19 protein-coding genes are annotated in these 16,991 nt (G+C 65.1%); 12 read left to right on the top strand and 7 right to left on the bottom strand.

Annotation, left to right across the window (positions count from 1 at the left end; all coding sequences use genetic code 11):
* Window positions 1-85: 85 nt before the first annotated feature.
* The 6 genes from nadA to ACFQ00_RS00150 form a co-directional block, all read right to left on the bottom strand.
* Entirely contained in the window at window positions 86-1,090 is a 1,005-nt protein-coding gene (gene nadA / locus ACFQ00_RS00175; RefSeq protein WP_381484492.1) for a quinolinate synthase NadA, read from the bottom strand.
* Window positions 1,091-1,103: 13 nt separating this feature from the next.
* Window positions 1,104-1,715 (bottom strand): DUF4230 domain-containing protein, encoded by a 612-nt coding sequence (locus ACFQ00_RS00170; protein WP_381484489.1) that lies wholly within the window; start codon window positions 1,713-1,715, stop codon window positions 1,104-1,106.
* A complete protein-coding gene (locus ACFQ00_RS00165) occupies window positions 1,712-2,602 on the bottom strand; it encodes an MBL fold metallo-hydrolase (RefSeq protein WP_381484486.1) in 891 nt (296 codons plus the stop codon). Before ACFQ00_RS00165 ends, ACFQ00_RS00170 begins: the two co-directional genes overlap by 4 nt.
* A 47-nt stretch (window positions 2,603-2,649) precedes the next feature.
* Window positions 2,650-3,867 carry an acyl-CoA dehydrogenase family protein gene (locus tag ACFQ00_RS00160; protein WP_381484482.1) on the bottom strand — a complete coding sequence of 406 codons (1,218 nt, stop codon included), beginning with the start codon at window positions 3,865-3,867 and terminating at the stop codon, window positions 2,650-2,652.
* A 12-nt stretch (window positions 3,868-3,879) separates the two neighbouring features.
* Window positions 3,880-4,974, bottom strand: coding sequence for an acyl-CoA dehydrogenase family protein (locus ACFQ00_RS00155; RefSeq protein ID WP_381484479.1), 1,095 nt, complete (start codon window positions 4,972-4,974; stop codon window positions 3,880-3,882).
* A 76-nt stretch (window positions 4,975-5,050) separates the two neighbouring features.
* Complete coding sequence (locus tag ACFQ00_RS00150; RefSeq protein WP_381484476.1) at window positions 5,051-5,248, bottom strand: DUF1192 domain-containing protein; 198 nt, start codon at window positions 5,246-5,248, stop codon at window positions 5,051-5,053.
* A gap of 75 nt (window positions 5,249-5,323) precedes the next feature.
* On the opposite strand from ACFQ00_RS00150, the gene ACFQ00_RS00145 reads away from it, so the two are divergent.
* From ACFQ00_RS00145 to ACFQ00_RS00090, 12 genes are all read left to right on the top strand, one after another.
* Window positions 5,324-6,346: an NAD(P)H-quinone oxidoreductase gene (locus ACFQ00_RS00145; protein ID WP_381484473.1), complete on the top strand. Its 1,023-nt coding sequence runs from the start codon at window positions 5,324-5,326 to the stop codon at window positions 6,344-6,346.
* Window positions 6,324-6,944, top strand: a complete 621-nt coding sequence (locus ACFQ00_RS00140) for a glutathione S-transferase family protein (protein WP_381484470.1) — start codon at window positions 6,324-6,326, stop codon at window positions 6,942-6,944. Before ACFQ00_RS00145 ends, ACFQ00_RS00140 begins: the two co-directional genes overlap by 23 nt.
* A 128-nt stretch (window positions 6,945-7,072) precedes the next feature.
* Window positions 7,073-7,924: a UDP-2,3-diacylglucosamine diphosphatase gene (locus ACFQ00_RS00135; protein ID WP_381485854.1), complete on the top strand. Its 852-nt coding sequence runs from the start codon at window positions 7,073-7,075 to the stop codon at window positions 7,922-7,924.
* A gap of 10 nt (window positions 7,925-7,934) precedes the next feature.
* Window positions 7,935-8,954, top strand: a complete 1,020-nt coding sequence (locus tag ACFQ00_RS00130; protein ID WP_381484467.1) for a glycosyltransferase family 4 protein — start codon at window positions 7,935-7,937, stop codon at window positions 8,952-8,954.
* Between the two features lie 105 nt (window positions 8,955-9,059).
* Window positions 9,060-9,686, top strand: coding sequence for a cell cycle transcriptional regulator TrcR (locus tag ACFQ00_RS00125; protein WP_374599368.1), 627 nt, complete (start codon window positions 9,060-9,062; stop codon window positions 9,684-9,686).
* Window positions 9,687-9,737: 51 nt separating this feature from the next.
* Window positions 9,738-10,835: an MBL fold metallo-hydrolase gene (locus tag ACFQ00_RS00120; RefSeq protein WP_381484464.1), complete on the top strand. Its 1,098-nt coding sequence runs from the start codon at window positions 9,738-9,740 to the stop codon at window positions 10,833-10,835.
* Entirely contained in the window at window positions 10,807-11,511 is a 705-nt protein-coding gene (locus ACFQ00_RS00115) for an HAD-IA family hydrolase (protein WP_381484461.1), read from the top strand. The genes ACFQ00_RS00120 and ACFQ00_RS00115 overlap by 29 nt, the downstream gene beginning before the upstream one ends.
* Before the next feature lie 30 nt (window positions 11,512-11,541).
* Window positions 11,542-13,233 (top strand): long-chain-fatty-acid--CoA ligase, encoded by a 1,692-nt coding sequence (locus ACFQ00_RS00110; RefSeq protein WP_381484458.1) that lies wholly within the window; start codon window positions 11,542-11,544, stop codon window positions 13,231-13,233.
* Window positions 13,234-13,258: 25 nt separating this feature from the next.
* Window positions 13,259-13,900: a maleylacetoacetate isomerase gene (gene maiA, locus ACFQ00_RS00105; RefSeq protein WP_381484456.1), complete on the top strand. Its 642-nt coding sequence runs from the start codon at window positions 13,259-13,261 to the stop codon at window positions 13,898-13,900.
* Window positions 13,901-13,902: 2 nt separating this feature from the next.
* A complete protein-coding gene (locus ACFQ00_RS00100) occupies window positions 13,903-14,304 on the top strand; it encodes an EVE domain-containing protein (protein WP_381484453.1) in 402 nt (133 codons plus the stop codon).
* Window positions 14,305-14,313: 9 nt separating this feature from the next.
* Window positions 14,314-14,433 carry a DUF6471 domain-containing protein gene (locus tag ACFQ00_RS00095; protein ID WP_381484449.1) on the top strand — a complete coding sequence of 40 codons (120 nt, stop codon included), beginning with the start codon at window positions 14,314-14,316 and terminating at the stop codon, window positions 14,431-14,433.
* Window positions 14,394-15,305 carry a hypothetical protein gene (locus ACFQ00_RS00090; RefSeq protein WP_381485924.1) on the top strand — a complete coding sequence of 304 codons (912 nt, stop codon included), beginning with the start codon at window positions 14,394-14,396 and terminating at the stop codon, window positions 15,303-15,305. Before ACFQ00_RS00095 ends, ACFQ00_RS00090 begins: the two co-directional genes overlap by 40 nt.
* A 165-nt stretch (window positions 15,306-15,470) precedes the next feature.
* Here ACFQ00_RS00090 and ACFQ00_RS00085 read toward each other — a convergent pair whose 3' ends face one another.
* On the bottom strand, window positions 15,471-16,907 hold the full coding sequence (locus ACFQ00_RS00085; protein ID WP_381484446.1) for an amidohydrolase: 1,437 nt from the start codon (window positions 16,905-16,907) through the stop codon (window positions 15,471-15,473).
* Window positions 16,908-16,991: the final 84 nt, after the last annotated feature.

The raw sequence follows: 16,991 nt of genomic DNA, 5'->3' as shown, positions 1-16,991 counted from the left end.
TTCGTCCCCAAGACGTTTGTTGCCGGACCCATCAAGTGAAACGGATTCATTGCGGGGTCAATCGGTTGGCGACCGAGAGACGCCGTCAGTCCCCCGTAACGCGCACGCTCGAAATGTCGCCCTGACCGACGGTGGAGGAGGCCATCGCGAGCATCCGTTCCAGCGGCTTCAGCGCCTTCACGCGGATTTCCTCGTCCATCTCGATCACCGGCGAGAGGTCGCGGAGCGCGAGGTAGAGTTTTTCCATCGTGTTGAGCGCCATGAACGGGCAGTTGTTGCAGCTGCAGTTCCCGTCAGCACCCGGCGCGCCGATGAAAGTCTTGCGCGGCGCGGCCTTTTCCATCTGGTGGATAATGTGCGGCTCGGTGACGACGATGATCGTCTCCGCCGGGCTTTCGAGCGCGAATTTCAGGATCGCGCTCGTTGAGCCGACGAGATCGGCATGGTCGAGGATGTTGCCGGGGCATTCCGGGTGCGCGGCGACGGGCGCATCGGGGTGCTGCGCCTTCAGCTTCAGCAGTTCCTTCTCGCTGAACGCTTCGTGCACGATGCACGCGCCGGGCCACAGCAGCATCTCGCGGCCGAACTTGCGGGAGAGATAGCCGCCGAGGTGCCGGTCCGGCCCGAAGATGATCTTCTGCTCGCGCGGCAGCTGGCTGATGATCTTCTCGGCGGACGACGAGGTGACGATGATGTCGGAGAGCGCTTTCACCGCCGCCGAGCAGTTGATGTAGGTGAGCGCGATGTGGTTCGGATGCTGCTCGCGGAAGCGCTTGAACTGCTCGGGCGGACACGAATCCTCGAGGCTGCAGCCCGCGTCCATGTCGGGCAGGATCACCGTCTTCTGCGGGGAGAGGATTTTCGCCGTCTCGGCCATGAAGCGCACGCCGCAGAAGGCGATCACGTCGGCGTCCGTCTCGGCCGCCTTGCGCGAAAGATCGAGGCTGTCACCCACGAAGTCCGCGATGTCCTGGATCGCAGCCTCCTGGTAATAATGCGCGAGGATCACGGCGTTGCGTTCCCGCTTCAGCCGGTCGATTTCGCTCAGCAAGTCCTTGCCCTTCGGCAGGTCGGCGAGGCGTACGTTCATTGTCCCGATACTCCTAAAGTCCGTAGCCGCTCTCGTCCGGGAAGCGGACGATGACGCGGGCATCGATTCCTGCGGCCGCGAGCGGCAATGCGAAGCCACGCTCGACGGCGGTACGCGCCGAACTGCGCGCGAGTTCTCGTAAGAGACCGGTGTCGGCTTCCTTGAGCACGGCCTCCCTGATCTTGCGCCGGTTGGCGGTGTCGATGACCTCCTCGGCATTGCCAAGTGCCATCAGGATCGTGCCGCCGCCGTATTCGCGAATGTTCGCCATGTCGACCTGTGGCTCGTCGAGCTGAATGTCGGGCAGTCGCACGGTCATCACGCGGCTGCCTTCGTCCCACACGATGTCGTCGCGGCCGAGCTTCGAATAGTCGATGTCGTAGCGGACGGTGGCGGGCACGATCAGCGTCTTTTCCGCCGAAAGGCCGAGCTTTTCCACGCGCGTCGAAACCGCGACCGTGAAGCGCCCGGCAAACACGGTGAGCTTGTTCTGCGCACGGACGGCGTCGAGGCTGGCGGCGGCGATGGACTGCGCGTCCACCGGCTTGTCGTCGTCGCGGGCAACGAACCACATGGCGAGGGCACCGAGCAGCAGCCCGGCGAGCAGCGTAAGAACGGTTTTCACGCGGCTTTCTCCCATACGTCTCCGTCGGCGCTTACCATGCCGCGCTCACGCAAGTCGATGAGATGCGCGAGCACGGACCGGCCGGCGGCGGGGTGCAGCCGCGGATCGATGGCGGCATACATGGCGGCGACGAGCGCGGGGATCGCCTTGGGGCCGTCTTCCAGCAGACGGAGGATCTGGCCCTCGCGCTGGCGGCGGTGCGCGATGTAGCCGCGCACCAGTCGACGGGGTTCCTTCACCGGTTCGCCGTGCGTGGGGTAATAGACGGCGTCGTCGCGGTCCATCAGCAGCTTCAGGCTGTCCATATAGGCGCGCATGTCGCCGTCGGGCGGGGTGACGACGCTGGTCGACCAGCCCATCACGTGGTCGCCGGTGAACAGCGCCTTTTCCTCGTGGAGTGCGAAGCACAGGTGGTTCGATGTGTGGCCCGGCGTGTGCACCGCCTCCAGCGTCCAGCCGCCGTCCGCCCAGGTGCCGCCGGGCACGACCTCGCCGTGCGCGAGCACGCGATCGGGGGTGTAGGTGCTGTCGAAGGCGGCGTCCGTGCGGGGGCCGTCGTCCTCCAGCACCAGCGGGGCGCAGCCCACGACCTCGGCGCCGCTCAGCGCTTTCAGCCGCACGGCGAGCGGGCTGTGATCGCGGTGCGTGTGGGTGACGAAGAGGTGGCTGATCGCCTCGCCCGCTGTGGCGGCGAGGATCGCCTCCAGATGCTCGTCCTCGTCCGGGCCGGGGTCGATCACGGCGACCTTGCCGTTACCTACGATATAGGTGCCGGTGCCAAGGTAGGTGAACGGGCTGGGGTTCCGCGCGAGCACGCGGCGGATGAGCGGCGAGACGCGTTCGCTTGCGCCATAGGGCGCGGCGGCAATGGCGGCCTTGATATCCATCGAACCCCATGTGGCAGCGGCAGTGGCCGCTGCCAAGGGTGGGCGTGCTACAAGGGTACGATCTCGTTGAACGGCGTGTCCTTGTCGGGACGGAGATCGCCCGGCAGGCCGAGCACGCGTTCGGCGATGATGTTGCGCAGGATTTCGTCCGTGCCGCCCGCGATGCGGAGCCCTGCCGACCACATGTAGGCGCCCTGCAGGCGCTGGAGCTCACTATCCTTCTCGCCCGCCGCGAAGCCCGCGCTTTCGGAAAGTTCGAGCGCGAACGCCGCCATGTCCTGCATCGTCTTGGCGACGACGACCTTGGAGATGGATTGCTCGGCGCCCGGCGTCTTGCCCTGAGAAAGCGCGGAAAGCGCGCGCATCTGCGTCAGCTTCACGCCCTCGTCGTTGATGTAGGTGTCGGCGATACGGGTGCGCACGTCCATGCGTTCGATCGCCGGGCCCTGTTCGGTGTCGATGCCCCGCGCGAGGTCCATCAGCGTGCGCCAGCCCGGCGAGTTGCGCGGCTTGCCGCCCACCGCAAGGCGCTCGTTCATCAGCGTGGTGAGCCCGGCCTTCCAGCCGTCCCCCACCGCGCCGATGCGCCATGCGTCGGGCACGCGCACGCCGTCGAAGAACACCTCGTTGAAGTCCGCGCCGCCCGACATCTGTTTCAGCGGCCGTGCCTCCACGCCCGGCGCGTGCATGTCCACGATGAACATGGTGAGGCCCTTGTGCTTGGGCGCGGACGGATCGGTGCGGGTGACGATGATGCCGTAATCGGAAAGGTGCGCGAACGTCGTCCACACCTTCTGGCCGGTGATCACCCAGTCGTCCCCGTCACGCACCGCCTTGGTGCGGATGCTCGCGAGGTCCGACCCCGCGATCGGCTCGGAAAAGAGCTGGCACCAGATTTCGCTCCCTTCCAGCGCCTTCGGCACGAAGCGTTCGATCACCGCCTTCGAGCCGTGCGTGAACACCGTGGGGATGCACATCCCAAGGCCGATCGAATACAGCCCCGTCGGCGCGGCCGACCGAGCCTCCTCCTGCGAAAAGATGATCGCATTCATCGGCCCCAGCCCCTGACCCCCGAACGCCTTCGGCCAGGTCAGCCCCGCATAGTCTGCGTCGTATTTCTTCCTCTGCCAGCTCTTCTGCCGCGCGACATACTCATCCTGCGATTTCGGCTCAGCAAGGCCCTCGTATTCCTTGGCCGCCTCGGCGATCCACGCGCGGACCTTCGCGCGATATTCGGCTTCCTGCGGTGTGTCGTTGAAGTCCATGTCTCGTCTCCCTCAGGCCGCGGCGCGGTTGCGCTGTTCGAGCGCGCGCACCAGCCGGTCTGCCCAGAACGCACGGCTGCCGAGCGCGGCGGAAAGCTGCCGGGCGCGGCGGTAGTAGAACTGGCAGTTCGATTCCCACGTAAAGCCGATGCCGCCGTGAAGCTGCACGTTCTCCTCAGCAGCGAAACGCACTGCGTCGAGGCTTGCGGTGCGGGCGGCGGCGGCGGCGTGGCGAAGCTCGTCCGCGTCCGCCGCGAACGCCCAGGCGCCGTAAAGCGCGTGCGCGCGGGCGAGCTCGAGCTTGATGTACATATCCGCGCACTTGTGCTTCACGCCCTGATAGCGCCCGATGCGCTGGCCGAAGGCAACACGGTCCTTCGCATAGCCGACCGCCATCTCCATCGCCGCCCCGGCGGTGCCGATCGCCTCGAAGGCAAGGATCACAGCAGCCCGGTCGATAAAGCGCTGGTAGTCGGCGGATGTGCCGAGCGGTTCGGCAGGCGTGCCGTCGAGCGTGAGCGTGCCGTGCTTGCGGACGAGGTCAAGCGTCGCAACGGGGGCGACGCTCGCGTCTTGCAGGTCGACGAGCCAGAGTGCTGGGCCGTCCTCGCCTGCGGCGGTCACAACCGCGAGGCTCGCGGCGAGCGCGTCGGTGACAGGCGATTTCGTGCCGGTCAGCCTGCCGCCCTCGGCGCGGGTCGTGGGGATCGCCGCGGGCGAATTTGCGCCTTCGCCCCACGCGTAGCAGGCGATCGTACCGCCATCGGCGATGCCGGGCAGGTACTTCGCCTGCTGCACTTCGGTGCCCGCGAGCAGGAGCGCCTCGGTGGCAAGCAATGTGGAGAGGAAGGGCACGGGCGCGAGGCTGCGGCCGAATTCCTCGGCGAGCACGCAGCTTTCCTCGGGCGAGAGGCCGACGCCGCCGTGTGCTTCCGGCACGCGCGCCGCGGTGAGGCCGAGATCGACGACCTGCCGCCAAAGCGCCTCGTCATAGGCCGCATCCGAATCCATGATGCGCCGCGCCGCGTCGGGGCCCGCGTGTTCCGTCAGCATACGCCGGGCGGATTCGCTGAGCGCCCGGGCATCATCCGAGAAATCGAAGTTCAAGAGACCCTCCCACGGTTGTTGCCTGGAGCATGTGCCGCAGAGGCTGCACGCGCATCCCGTGACTTGTGAGAGGCGGCTATTTCCGGGCGAAAAGCGCGTCAGCGGCGGATTTCACGCTGCCCGCTTCGGTAAGCTGCGCGCGCGTCCGCCCGATCTCCGCCTCGAGCGCGGTGATGCGTGCCCTGAGTTCGTCCTGTGACAGCGGTCCGAGATCCTGACGCGTGAGCAGGGTCAGCGGATCGTCTTTCGTTTTCGGCAGAAAATCGTCGTCCATAGGGTTAACCCGTGTCTGGAATGGCTGCGCAATCTGCGCTAGAGGGGCGCCGCGAACAAGGGGGAGGGTGACATCATGGCCGGGGTTCCAAAGGACATGATCGCGATCGATCCCGAAGGCCCCGGTGGCCCCGAAGTGCTCATTCCCGTCCGCCGCCCCGTGCCCATGCCGAAGGACGGCGAGGTGCTGGTGAAGGTCGCCGCGGCGGGCGTGAACCGGCCAGACGTGCTGCAGCGCCTTGGCCTCTATCCGATGCCGCCCGGCGCACCCTCGATTCCGGGGCTGGAGATCGCGGGTGAAGTCGTCGCGGCGGGCGGTGGTGCGGGGCGCCTACAGATCGGCCAGCAGGTATGCGCGCTCGTCGCGGGCGGCGGCTATGCGGAATATTGCATCGTCCCCGAAGGCCAGTGCCTGCCGGTGCCTGACGGCCTGTCGCTCGTCGAGGCTGCGAGCCTCCCCGAGACGTATTTCACGGTGTGGTCGAACCTCTTCGAGCGGGGCTATGGCGCGCCGGGTGAAACCGCGCTGATCCACGGCGGCACGAGCGGCATCGGTGTCACCGCGATCCTGCTCTGCAAGGCGTTCGGGCTCACGTCGATCGTCACCTGCGGCAGCGCAGAAAAATGCGCGGCAGCGCTGGCGCTTGGTGCCGATTACGCCATCGATTACAAGGCGCAGGATTTCGTTGCTGAAGTCGCCGCGATCACCGGCGGGCGCGGCGTCAATCTCGTGCTCGACATGGTGGGCGGCGACTATCTCGCGCGCAACGTCAAATGCCTTGGCGAAAGCGGACGGCACGTTTCGATAGCATTCCAGCGCGGGATCACGGGCGAACTCGATCTCGGTGCGGTGATGCGCAAGGGGCTGATCCTCACCGGATCGATGCTGCGCCCGCGCAGCGTCGAATACAAATCGCTGCTCGCCGACAGCCTCGCCGCCGATGTCTGGCCGCTGTTCGCGAGCGGCGGGCTGAAGGCTGTCGTCGACCGCGTCTTCCCGCTGGAAGCTGCAGCGGACGCGCACCGTTATCTCGAATCCGGCGAACACGTGGGCAAGGTCGTACTGGAGATCGCGCATGGACAGGTTGACGCTGCATGAAGACCCGGTTTCGGGCAATTGCTTCAAGATCCGGCTGACCGCGGCGCACCTCGGCTTCCCGCTGGAGCGCAGGCTCTACGACATTCGCAAAGGTGAGACGCGCACGCCCGCCTATCTCTCCACGGTGAATGCGAACGGCCGGGTACCGGTGCTGCAGGTGGGTGATCGATATCTCCCGGAATCGAACGCGGCGATCTTCTACCTCGCGAAAGGCTCGGTGCTGATCCCGGCAGACCGCTGGGGCGAGGCGGACATGCTGCGCTGGATGTTCTGGGAGCAATACAACCACGAGCCCAACATCGCGACGCTACGCTTCTGGCTCGCCTATGTCGGGCGCGATGCCCTCTCGGACGCGCAGCGTGCACAGATCGACGGCAAGCGCGCAGCCGGCGAGGCCGCACTTAAACTGATGGATGAGCATCTGATCCATCGCCAGTGGTTTGTCGGTAATAGCCTTAGCCTCGCCGATATCGCGCTCTACGCCTACACGCACGTGTGCGAGGAAGGCGGTGCGTTCGATCTTACGGGCTATCCGCGGGTGCAGGGGTGGCTCGCGCGCGTGGCCGGTTTGCCAGGGCATATCCGCATCGATTCCTGATACGATTCCGACCCTCATCTTTGCCGCGACTCGCGCAAAACCTTCATAATTCGGCCTGCAAACCGTAACGCAATAACGCGATACGCTGGCGCGCAAACAGCCGTCCGCCAGTGGAGGTCGACTTGAATATGTTTGCGCCCGGCGAGTTCGCCGAACGTGTCGCGTCGCTTCGGCCGAGTGAGCCAGAAGTCCGCAAGAGCGATCGCCGCCGCTACCGCACGATCTGGATTTCGGATGTGCATCTCGGCACGCGCGGCTGTAATGCCGACCTGCTCATCGATTTCCTCGACAGTGTCGATTCCGACACGCTCTATCTCGTGGGCGATATCATCGACGGCTGGCGGCTGAAGAAGAGCTGGTACTGGCCCGCGAAGCACAACGATATCGTCTGGCGGCTTTTGAAGCGCGCCAAGCGCGGCACGCGCGTCATCTACATTCCCGGTAATCACGATGAAGTGTTCCGCCAGTTCACCGGGCTCAGCTTCGGTGGTGTCGAGATCCGCTCGAAAGCCATTCACGAAACGGCGGATGGGCGCCGCCTGCTCGTGCTGCACGGCGACGAGTTCGACGCGGTGGTACTCTACGCGCGCTGGCTCGCCTTCCTCGGCGACGCCGCCTACGAGATGCTCATGCGGCTGAACATGCTCGTGAACAAGGTGCGTGCGCGCCTCGGCAAGCCCTACTGGTCGCTTTCCAAGCACGCCAAGCACAAGGTGAAGAATGCCGTGGAGTTCATCAGCCGCTTCGAGGAGGCGGTGGCCAAGGCGGCGGGCGACCGCGGCCTGGACGGTGTCGTCTGCGGCCATATCCACACCGCCGAGGAGCGGATGTTCGGCGACGTCGTCTACTACAACGACGGCGACTGGGTGGAGGGATGCACTGCACTCGTCGAGCACTTCAACGGCGAGATGGAAATCCTGCACTGGGCCGATGAGGTAAACGGGCGCGTGCTTCCCATGCAGCAAGCAAACGCGGCCTGAGCCCGTTTCCATGCGCATCGCGATCGTCACGGATGCGTGGGAGCCGCAAGTGAACGGCGTGGTGCGCACGCTGCAGATGGTACGTGAGGAGCTTGAGCGCGCCGGGCACGACGTGTTGGTGCTTTCGCCCAATGCGTGGCCGTCGCTGCCCTGCCCCGGCTACGGCGAAATCCGGCTGGCGCTTGCCACCACCGGCCAGGTCGGGCGGCGTTTGCGTGCCTTCGGCGCCGACGCCATCCATATCGCCACCGAAGGCCCGCTCGGGCTCGCCGCCCGGCGCTGGTGCCTGCGCGCAGGCTTTCCGTTCACGACGGCCTATCACACGCATTTCCCGGACTATGTATCGGCGCGCACGGGGCTTCCGGCGGCATGGTTCTGGCAGTACGAGCGCTGGTTCCACGGCCCCGCCGCGAGCGTTCTCGCCGCGACGCCGAGCCTGCGCCGTCAGCTCGCCGCGCAGGGCATCGGCCCCACGGCACCGTTCGGACGCGGTGTCGACCTTGAGAACTTCTCGGCGGACAGCGCACCACACGCGGCCTATGCGGCGCTGCCCCGGCCCATCCAACTTTATGTGGGGCGCATTGCGGTGGAAAAGAACATCGAGGCGTTCCTCGCCACGCGTCATCCGGGCACGCGCGTCGTCGTGGGTGATGGCCCGGCGCGAAAGGCGCTCGAACGGCAGTTCCCCGATGTGATCTTCCTCGGTGCGCTTCGCGGTGCGGCGCTCGCTTCGGCCTATGCAGGCGCGGACGTGTTCGTGTTCCCAAGCCGCACTGACACGTTCGGTATGGTGCTGATCGAGGCATTGGCCTCCGGCGTTCCCGTCGCGGCCTATCCGGTGCAGGGGCCGATCGACATCGTGACGCCGGAGACGGGCTGTCTCGATGAAGACCTCGACGCCGCCATCGCCGGCGCGCTCGGCAAGGATCGCGCTGCGTGCGCTGCTTATGGCCGCAGTTTCAGCTGGGAACGCGCCGCGGCGGAGTTCTGCGGCGCGCTCGTGCCGCTAAATCCCTTGATCGCGGCTTGAGCCGTGCCTATAGTTTAAGCGTACCGGCCGCCCCCCAAAGGGCGGCCCTTTTATTTCGCTCTTTCGAGAAGAGGCGCATTCGCCATGGCCCAGAACTATCCGCTGATGCCGCACGCGACCGCTGCATGGCTGGTCGATAACACGGCGCTCACCTTCTCGCAGATTGCTGATTTCTGCGGGCTCCACGTGCTCGAAGTGCAGGCGATTGCCGACGAAACGGCTTCCGCAAAGCATATCCCGCGCGATCCGATCCGGGCCGGCGACCTGACGCAGGCCGAGCTCGACAAGGGGCAGGCGAATCCTGCGCACAGCCTCGTGCTGCAGAAGGGGCCGGAGCAGCAGCGCCGTACCAAGGGGCCGCGCTACACGCCGGTATCGAAGCGGCAGGACAAGCCGGACGGCATCGCCTGGATCGTGCGCAACCACCCCGAGATTACCGACGCGCAGATCTCGCGCATCATCGGCACGACGAAGACGACGATCTCCGCGATCCGCGACAAGACGCACTGGAACATCCAGAACATCACGCCGAAAGACCCGGTGACGCTCGGTCTCTGCTCGCAGCGCGAACTCGATGCGCTCGTCGCGGTGGCGGCGAAGAAGGCGGGTATCGAGCGCGTCGACATGACGTTCGACCATGACCGCGACGAGCTTCTGGAAGAGCTGCGCAAGGAGCGCGCGGAAGCGGCCCGCGCCGCGCAGGAAGCGCTGGACGACGCCGATCAGGGCTGACGTTTCCGTCAGGTCGATGCGGCGTGCCGTGCGGCCTAAGCCGGAGACGACATGAAGGCCGACTCTTCCATCGGCGACGCATCGCTCGCGGACCACGCGCTTCCGCCCGACGAGGGTGAGGAGCGGCGCGGGTTGTTCTATCCACTCGGCCGCTGGGTGCCGGCTTCGGGCAAGCTGCACGAGGTCGCGACCGGCGTGTTCTGGCTGCGTATGCCGCTGCCGATGAGCCTCGACCACATCAACCTCTGGGTGCTGGACGACGGCGAGGGCTGGGCGATTGTCGATACCGGTCTCAATACCGACAACGGCAAGGCCGTGTGGCGCGAGGTGCTCGCCGGGCCGCTCGCGGGCAAGCCGGTCACGCGCGTCATTGTCACGCACTATCATCCGGATCATCTCGGGCTCGCGGGGTGGTTGACCTACAAGAGCGGCGCGCCGCTGGTGATGGCGCGCACCGAATATCTGATGGCGCGGATGTTGACGCTCGACATCGCCGATGCGCCGCCGGAACAGGCGGTCGATTTCTATCGCGCCGCGGGATGGTCTGACGCGGCGCTGGATACGTTCCGTAGCCGCGGTTGGGGCCGCTTTGCGCGCGCCGTTTCGCGCCTGCCCTCGAGCTTCATCAGGATCGCTGAGGGCGATGTGCTGCGCATTGGCGGACGGGCTTGGCGCGTGATCGTCGGGCGCGGGCATACGCCTGAGCACGCCTGCCTTGTCGCTGACGACGACGGGCTGATGCTCGCCGGCGATCAGGTGCTGCCGCGCATCACCTCCAACGTGTCGGTGTATTCGACCGAGCCCGAAGCCGATCCGCTCGGCGACTGGCTTGCGAGCATCGAGAAGCTGCGCGGCCTCGATCAGGAGCTTTACGTGCTGCCGGCGCACAACGAGCCGTTCCGGGGGCTGCACGCAAGGCTCAACCAGCTTGAGGCCGATCACCATCAAAAGCTCGATGCGCTGGAGGCGTTCATTGCCGTGCCGAAGCGCGCGCACGATTGCTTCACGGTGCTGTTCCGCCGTCCGGTCGGTGACGACGAGATCATGATGGCGACGGGTGAGACGCTGGCGCATCTGCATTATCTGGAACGGCGGGGCCGGGCCGTGCGGGCGCGGACGGATGGGGTGGACTGGTATCGTGCAGCCTGAGGTGAAGGCGGTGCTCTGGGATTTCGGCGGGGTGATCACTTCGTCGCCGTTCGAGGCATTCAACCGATACGAGGCGTCTCGGGGTTTGCCGCGGGATAGTATCCGGCGGATCAACGCGGCGGACCCTGACCGAAACGCTTGGGCCCGGCTGGAACGCAGCGAGATCGACGCAGACGCCTTCGATGCGCTGTTCGCGGCGGAGGCTGCCGCGCAGGGGTATCGGATCGAGGGGCGCGACGTGCTGAGCCTGCTTGCGGGGGATATCCGCCCGGCGATGGTCGCGGCGCTCGATACGCTGACGGCGGCGGGCATCCGGATCGGCTGCATCACCAACAATGCCAAGGTCGGGCGCGGGGCGGGGATGGTGGCCGATCCCGAAAAGGCGCGCGCCGTCGAAGCGATCCTCGCGCGGTTCGAGCATGTGATCGAAAGCGCGAAGGTCGGCGTGCGCAAGCCCGATCCGCGCATCTACCAGATGATGTGCGACGCGCTGGGCGTGGCGCCGGAGGCGTGCATCTACCTCGATGACCTCGGCATCAACTGCAAGCCCGCCGCCGCGATGGGCATGGCGGCGATCAAGGTGACGAGCGAGGCACAGGCCCTCGCCGACCTCGCGCGGCTCACCGGCCTCGAATTTCCGGGATTTTCAGCGAAAGTTCAGACACAGGCACTATAGTCCCGTCCAAAGAGCGTGTGGGAGAGGACGATGCCCGGCGGCATGGATTGGATGCAGAACTACGGCCACCCGGTGCCGTGGGATCTGAAGCTGGAACCGATGCCCGTGCACCGTATCCTGGAGGACGCCGCCGCGCGCACGCCGGGCGCCGCCTGTATCGACTTCCTCGGGCGCATCTACAGCTATGCCGAGATCGCGGACGCGGTGAACAAGACGGCGCGGGGCTTCCAGATCCTCGGCGTGCGGCGCGGCATCAAGGTGGGCCTCTTCCTGCCGAACTGCCCGCAATATGTGATCGCCTACTATGCGATCATGAAGGCGGGCGGCACGGTGGTGAACTTCTCGCCGCTCTACACGGCGGACGAGCTTCGCCACCAGGTGGAGGACAGCGAGACCGATATCATGGTCTGCCTCGACGTCGCGCAGCTTTACCCGACGATTGCCGAAGTGCTGGAAAGCTCCCGCCTGCGCTGCCTCGTCGTCGGCTCGCTCGCCGACGTGCTGCCTGCCGGCAAGGCGCTGCTCTACCGCATGTTCAAGCGCCGCGAACGCTCGAAGGTGAAGGCGGACCTGCGCCACATCCATTTTTCCAGCCTGCTCGAAAACGACGGGCTGGAGGACGTGCCCGCGATCGATGTGCACGCCGACATCGCGCTCCTGCAATACACGGGCGGCACCACGGGAACGCCGAAGGGCGCGGTGCTCACGCACGCCAATCTTTCGATGAACGCGCAGCAGGTGCAGGCGATCGACCCGGAGCCCGACATCGAGGACCGCATTCTCGGCGCGCTGCCGCTGTTCCACGTGTTCGCGAACACCTGCGTGCTGAACCGCACCGTGCTGCGCGGCGGCGAGATGGTGCTGCTGCCGAAGTTCGAGCTGGGCCCCGCGCTGGAAACGATCCAGCGCCGCCGCATCACCGCGCTGCCCGGCGTGCCGACCATGTACCAGGCGTTCCTCGACAGCCCGAAGATCGCCAAATACGATCTCACCTCGATCCGCGCCTGCATCTCGGGCGGCGCGCCGATGCCCGCCGAACTCAAGGCCCGCTTCGAGGCGAAGACGCAGGCGAAGGTGGTGGAAGGCTACGGCCTCACCGAAAGCGCGGGCGTCGTTTCGGTGAACCCCTACGAGACCGGTGGCAAGCCCGGCTCGATCGGCCAGCCGCTGCCCGGCACGCGCATCGTCATCGTCGACAAGGAAGATCCTTCGAAACCGCCGCCCGAGGGCGAACCCGGCGAGATCACCGTTGCGGGTCCACAGATCATGCGCGGCTACTGGAAGAAGGAAACGGCGACGAACGAGGCGTTCATCGATGGCCGGCTGCGCACGGGCGATGTCGGCTACATCGATGCCGACGGTTTCGTCTATGTCGTCGACCGATTGAAGGACATGATCGTCGTGGGCGGCTTCAAGGCGTTCCCGAGCCAGCTCGAAGCCGTGCTCTACAAGCACGAGGCGGTGAAGGAGGCGATCGTGATCGGCGTTCCCGACCCCTATCTCGGCGAGCGGCCGAAAGCGTTCGTGACGCTGATGCCCGATGCGGACGTGACGGAGAAGGCGCTGCTCGATTACCTCAATGGGCATGTCGGCAAGCATGAACGCGCGGTCGGCGTGGAGATCCGCGACAGCCTTCCCAAGACGATGATCGGCAAGCTTTCCAGAAAGGAACTGGTCGCCGAGGAGCGCGCCCGCTACGAAGCAGCCCGAATGGCCAGCTGAAAGGGGCCAGTTGAAGGGAGAAAGCATGTCGCGCACGCTTTACGGATACTGGCGCTCGTCGGCATCCTACCGGGTCCGCATCGCGCTGAACCTCAAGGGGCTCGATTACGAGAGCAAGGGCATCGATCTGCGCACGGGCGCGCAGGGCGGTGTCGGCTTCAAGCTGCTGAATCCGCAGGGCTTCGTGCCCTATTTCATCGATGGCGATATCGGCCTCAACCAGAGCCTCGCGATCATCGAATACCTCGACGAGACGTATCCCGAACCCGCGCTGCTCTCCGACGATCCGGTGAAGCGCGCGCGCATCCGCGCGGCCGCGCAGATCATCGCGTGCGACATCCACCCGATCGATAATCTTCGCGTGCTCAAATATCTCAAGACCAGCATGGGGCAGGAGCAGGAGGCGATCGACGACTGGTATCGCCACTGGATCGAAGAAGGTTTCCAGCCGCTCGAGGAGATCGCGGAAGGATCGCCCGGGCCGTATCTGTTCGGCGATCAGGTGACGCTCGCCGATGTGTGCCTTGTGCCGCAGATGTATAATGCGCGGCGGCAGCGCACCGACCTTTCGCGCTTCCCGACGCTCACCGAGATCGACAAAGCCTTGATGAAACTGCCCGCGTTTCTTAACGCTCGCCCAGAGGCGCAACCGGACGCGGATAGCTGAGCATGGCATATTGGCTGGTGAAGACCGAGCCCACGAAGTGGAGCTGGGACGATCAGGTGAAGGCGAAACGCACGCACTGGAACGGCGTGCGCAACGCGCAGGCGCTCGGCAACATGCGCGGCATGAAAAAGGGCGACCTCGTGTTCTTCTACCATTCGGTGGAGGGCAAGGAGATCGTGGGCATCACCAAGGTGGCGCGCGAGTTCTACCCCGATCCCGATGACGAGAAATCCGGCCTCGTCGACCTCGAAGCGGTGAAGCCGCTGCGCACGCCGGTGACGCTCGCGGCGCTGAAGGCGGACGAGCGTCTGAAAGACCTCGCGCTCATCCGCCAGTCGCGGCTTTCGGTGATGCCGATCGACGAGACGGCGTGGAGCATCATCGCGGGAATGGGTGGGGTTTGAGCGGCGCGGGTGATAGGGGTGGTGGACTCTAAGCCGAATATCAGGAACAAACTCAGCCGGGGCAAATTCACGGCGGCGTTTCTACTGCAATGTCTGGAAGCAATCGGGGTGAGCGAAATAAGACATTAGCCACAATAGGCTGGGTATCTTTCGCCATTACGGTTGGGGCGATGTATTTCTGGATGTTTTACGATATGGGCGCTTCATCCGTCCATTATCGTGTAGAACAAGAACAGGCCGGACAAGCCTATACCAAAGACGCCACTAAAGAAGTGAGCGCAGAATGTGTTGGTAGTGATACCCCTGCGACATGCCAGCGCGAAATTGAGCAGGCCAATGCCGAAGGCCGCCGCAATCAAGAAGACCTTGAAGCCCAGCGGGGTATGAGCAGGTGGGCTTTCTGGCTCTTGGTAATATCCGCGTTTCAATTTCCGGCCACTTTGGCCGCCTTGGTTTTCGTCAAGAGAACTTTGGACGCTACGCTGGACGCAGTCGAGGAGACCAAAACAGCCACCTTGGCGATGCAGCGGCAAAACGAAATCGCTGAGGATACCGCCAGGCGTCAACTTCGGCCTTATGTCGCGATTACCGAAACAACAGAGCCCGACGAAAAGCCGTTTTCCCGCGATACGATTTTGAAATTCGGTATAAAAAACTTTGGCATGACCCCGGCCACAAATGTCCAAATCTCGCTTGGCGAAGCCTTTCATTCGGAGCCACTCGGGGACTTCTCCGTACCTATTAAAAAGAGCGGCGAATATGGCCTCATGGCGCCGAACGATTCTCGTACCGAGCGAATATACGCAACCGGACTTTCTTTCAAAGAACTTGAAACTATCGCTGACCGGAAATTGAAATTCATTCTCAGGTTGCGAATCGATTACGTTTGGCCGGGGGGCAAAGACTTCCACGACATGACGATTGTGCTGGATGACCCCAGCAAAAATGGGTGGTCGTTGGTCGATGACAGGCGCCGACATTGTGGCCATCAACAAGGCTAGCCAGCTAATCACGCCCGCCTCCCGCTAGGGAAGCGCCGGACGCCCTAGGTGCGTTTCCTACATAATGCCGCAGGCCTACGCGGAGTTAGTGAGGGCGGGCCTCCCCCTCCTACCGCTTCGCGGCGTGCTCCTCCCTCTCCCGCAGGCGGGAGAGGGGTAGATACCCTACTTCCCCGGTGCATTCCTGTAATCGAGCGGAGGGGTGCGGTCGCCGACGAGGGAGCGGTAGACGAAATCGGGGCCGCGTCGCTCCGCGAATTCCGCTTTCGCCGCCGCGATCAGCGCGGGTTTCTGGAACAGGTCGATCGCGGTGAGCGCCAGCACCTTGGCGGCGTTCTGCATTCCCTTCATGCCGATCGACGTACCCCCGGCGGCGACCGCCTGCCAGCTGTGCGCGGGCGTGCCGGGCACCCATGTCGCCGTGGAGAAGCCCGCGGTGGGCACCGTCCACGAAACGTCGCCGACATCGGTGGAGCCTGCGCCGTGGTCTTCCTTCATCGGTTCGACGCGCGCGGCGTCCGAAAGCTTCGCCTTCGTCTGCCCGAGCGTGGGGGTGATCTTCTGTGCAAACGCGGTTTCCTCGGGTGTGTAGAGCACGCCGCCGACTTCGGTGAGTTTCGCGTGGACGAGTGTTTGCAGCGTGTGGTTCGGCAGCAGCGGCAGCGCGCCGTGGATCACTTCATAGTCCACGGTGGTGCCGGTGCCGAGCGCGGCGCCCTCGGCCGTTTTCACCAGCCGTTCGAATGTCTCGCGCACCACTTCGGCATCCGGGTTGCGCACGTAGTAGAAGGATTCGGCGAAGTCCGGCACCACGTTCGGGGCGTTGCCGCCAGCCGTGATGACGTAGTGCATCCGCGATTTCTCGGGCATGTGCTCGTGCATCATGTTCGCCATCATGTTCATCGCCTCGACGCCGTCGAGCGCCGAGCGGCCGCGTTCGGGCGCGCTCGCGGCGTGGGCCGCGATGCCGTGGAAGCGGAACTTGGCGGACTTGTTGCTGTTCGTGGTCTGGACATCGGCGCTGTTCTCCGCCGCTGGGTGCCAGTGCAGCGCGATGTCGACATCGTTGAAGAGCCCCTCGCGCACCATGTAGACCTTGCCCGCGCCGCCTTCCTCGGCGGGCGTGCCGTAGAAGCGGATCGTGCCCTTCGTGCCGCTCGCCTTCATCCAGTCCCTGACCGCGATGGCGGCGGAGGCGGAGGCGACGCCGAACAGGTGGTGCCCGCAGCCGTGCCCGGCGGTCACGTCGCTGCGGATGGTCTTCGCGGGGTCCGCCGTCTGGCTGAGGCCGGGCAGCGCATCGTATTCGCCCATGATGCCGATGACGGGGCCCGTGCCGTTCGACCAGGTGGCGGTGAATGCCGTGGGGGCGCCCGCGACACCTGCCTTCACGTCGAAGCCCGCGTCCTTCAGCCGCTTCTGCAGCAGCGCCGACGAGCGCGCCTCCTGATAGCCGACCTCGGCAAAGCCCCAGATGGCCTTCGCGGCGGCTTCGTTCGCGGCGCGGTCGGCATCGATGCGGGCGAGCGCGGCATTGGTTTCGGCGGTGGCAGGCGCGGCGGAGGCGGCGAACAGCGCTGCGGCGAGGATCGGTTTCAGCATGAGGTCCCTTTTTTGGTCCTGACCAGATTTAGATTTTGAATTCATATTCTATTTCATTCCGATTGCCGAACGCGACCATAATCG

Source organism: Sphingosinicella xenopeptidilytica (assembly GCF_042676985.1).
In the GTDB taxonomy this organism is placed as follows: Bacteria; Pseudomonadota; Alphaproteobacteria; order Sphingomonadales; family Sphingomonadaceae; genus Sphingosinicella; species Sphingosinicella xenopeptidilytica.
Note: the sequence above shows the minus strand (reverse complement) of the source record. Positions and strands in the feature narration are given on the sequence as shown.

Coding starts and splice junctions, on each gene's coding strand:
- ACFQ00_RS00145 (WP_381484473.1), top strand. CDS start 5,324: ATGGCCGGGGTTCCAAAGGACATGATCGCGATCGATCCCGAAGGCCCC.
- ACFQ00_RS00090 (WP_381485924.1), top strand. CDS start 14,394: ATGTCTGGAAGCAATCGGGGTGAGCGAAATAAGACATTAGCCACAATA.
- ACFQ00_RS00110 (WP_381484458.1), top strand. CDS start 11,542: ATGCCCGGCGGCATGGATTGGATGCAGAACTACGGCCACCCGGTGCCG.
- ACFQ00_RS00115 (WP_381484461.1), top strand. CDS start 10,807: ATGGGGTGGACTGGTATCGTGCAGCCTGAGGTGAAGGCGGTGCTCTGG.
- ACFQ00_RS00150 (WP_381484476.1), bottom strand. CDS start 5,248: ATGGACGACGATTTTCTGCCGAAAACGAAAGACGATCCGCTGACCCTG.
- ACFQ00_RS00085 (WP_381484446.1), bottom strand. CDS start 16,907: ATGCTGAAACCGATCCTCGCCGCAGCGCTGTTCGCCGCCTCCGCCGCG.
- ACFQ00_RS00120 (WP_381484464.1), top strand. CDS start 9,738: ATGAAGGCCGACTCTTCCATCGGCGACGCATCGCTCGCGGACCACGCG.
- ACFQ00_RS00100 (WP_381484453.1), top strand. CDS start 13,903: ATGGCATATTGGCTGGTGAAGACCGAGCCCACGAAGTGGAGCTGGGAC.
- ACFQ00_RS00135 (WP_381485854.1), top strand. CDS start 7,073: ATGTTTGCGCCCGGCGAGTTCGCCGAACGTGTCGCGTCGCTTCGGCCG.
- ACFQ00_RS00165 (WP_381484486.1), bottom strand. CDS start 2,602: ATGGATATCAAGGCCGCCATTGCCGCCGCGCCCTATGGCGCAAGCGAA.
- ACFQ00_RS00125 (WP_374599368.1), top strand. CDS start 9,060: ATGCCGCACGCGACCGCTGCATGGCTGGTCGATAACACGGCGCTCACC.
- ACFQ00_RS00160 (WP_381484482.1), bottom strand. CDS start 3,867: ATGGACTTCAACGACACACCGCAGGAAGCCGAATATCGCGCGAAGGTC.
- nadA (WP_381484492.1), bottom strand. CDS start 1,090: ATGAACGTACGCCTCGCCGACCTGCCGAAGGGCAAGGACTTGCTGAGC.
- maiA (WP_381484456.1), top strand. CDS start 13,259: ATGTCGCGCACGCTTTACGGATACTGGCGCTCGTCGGCATCCTACCGG.
- ACFQ00_RS00140 (WP_381484470.1), top strand. CDS start 6,324: ATGGACAGGTTGACGCTGCATGAAGACCCGGTTTCGGGCAATTGCTTC.
- ACFQ00_RS00130 (WP_381484467.1), top strand. CDS start 7,935: ATGCGCATCGCGATCGTCACGGATGCGTGGGAGCCGCAAGTGAACGGC.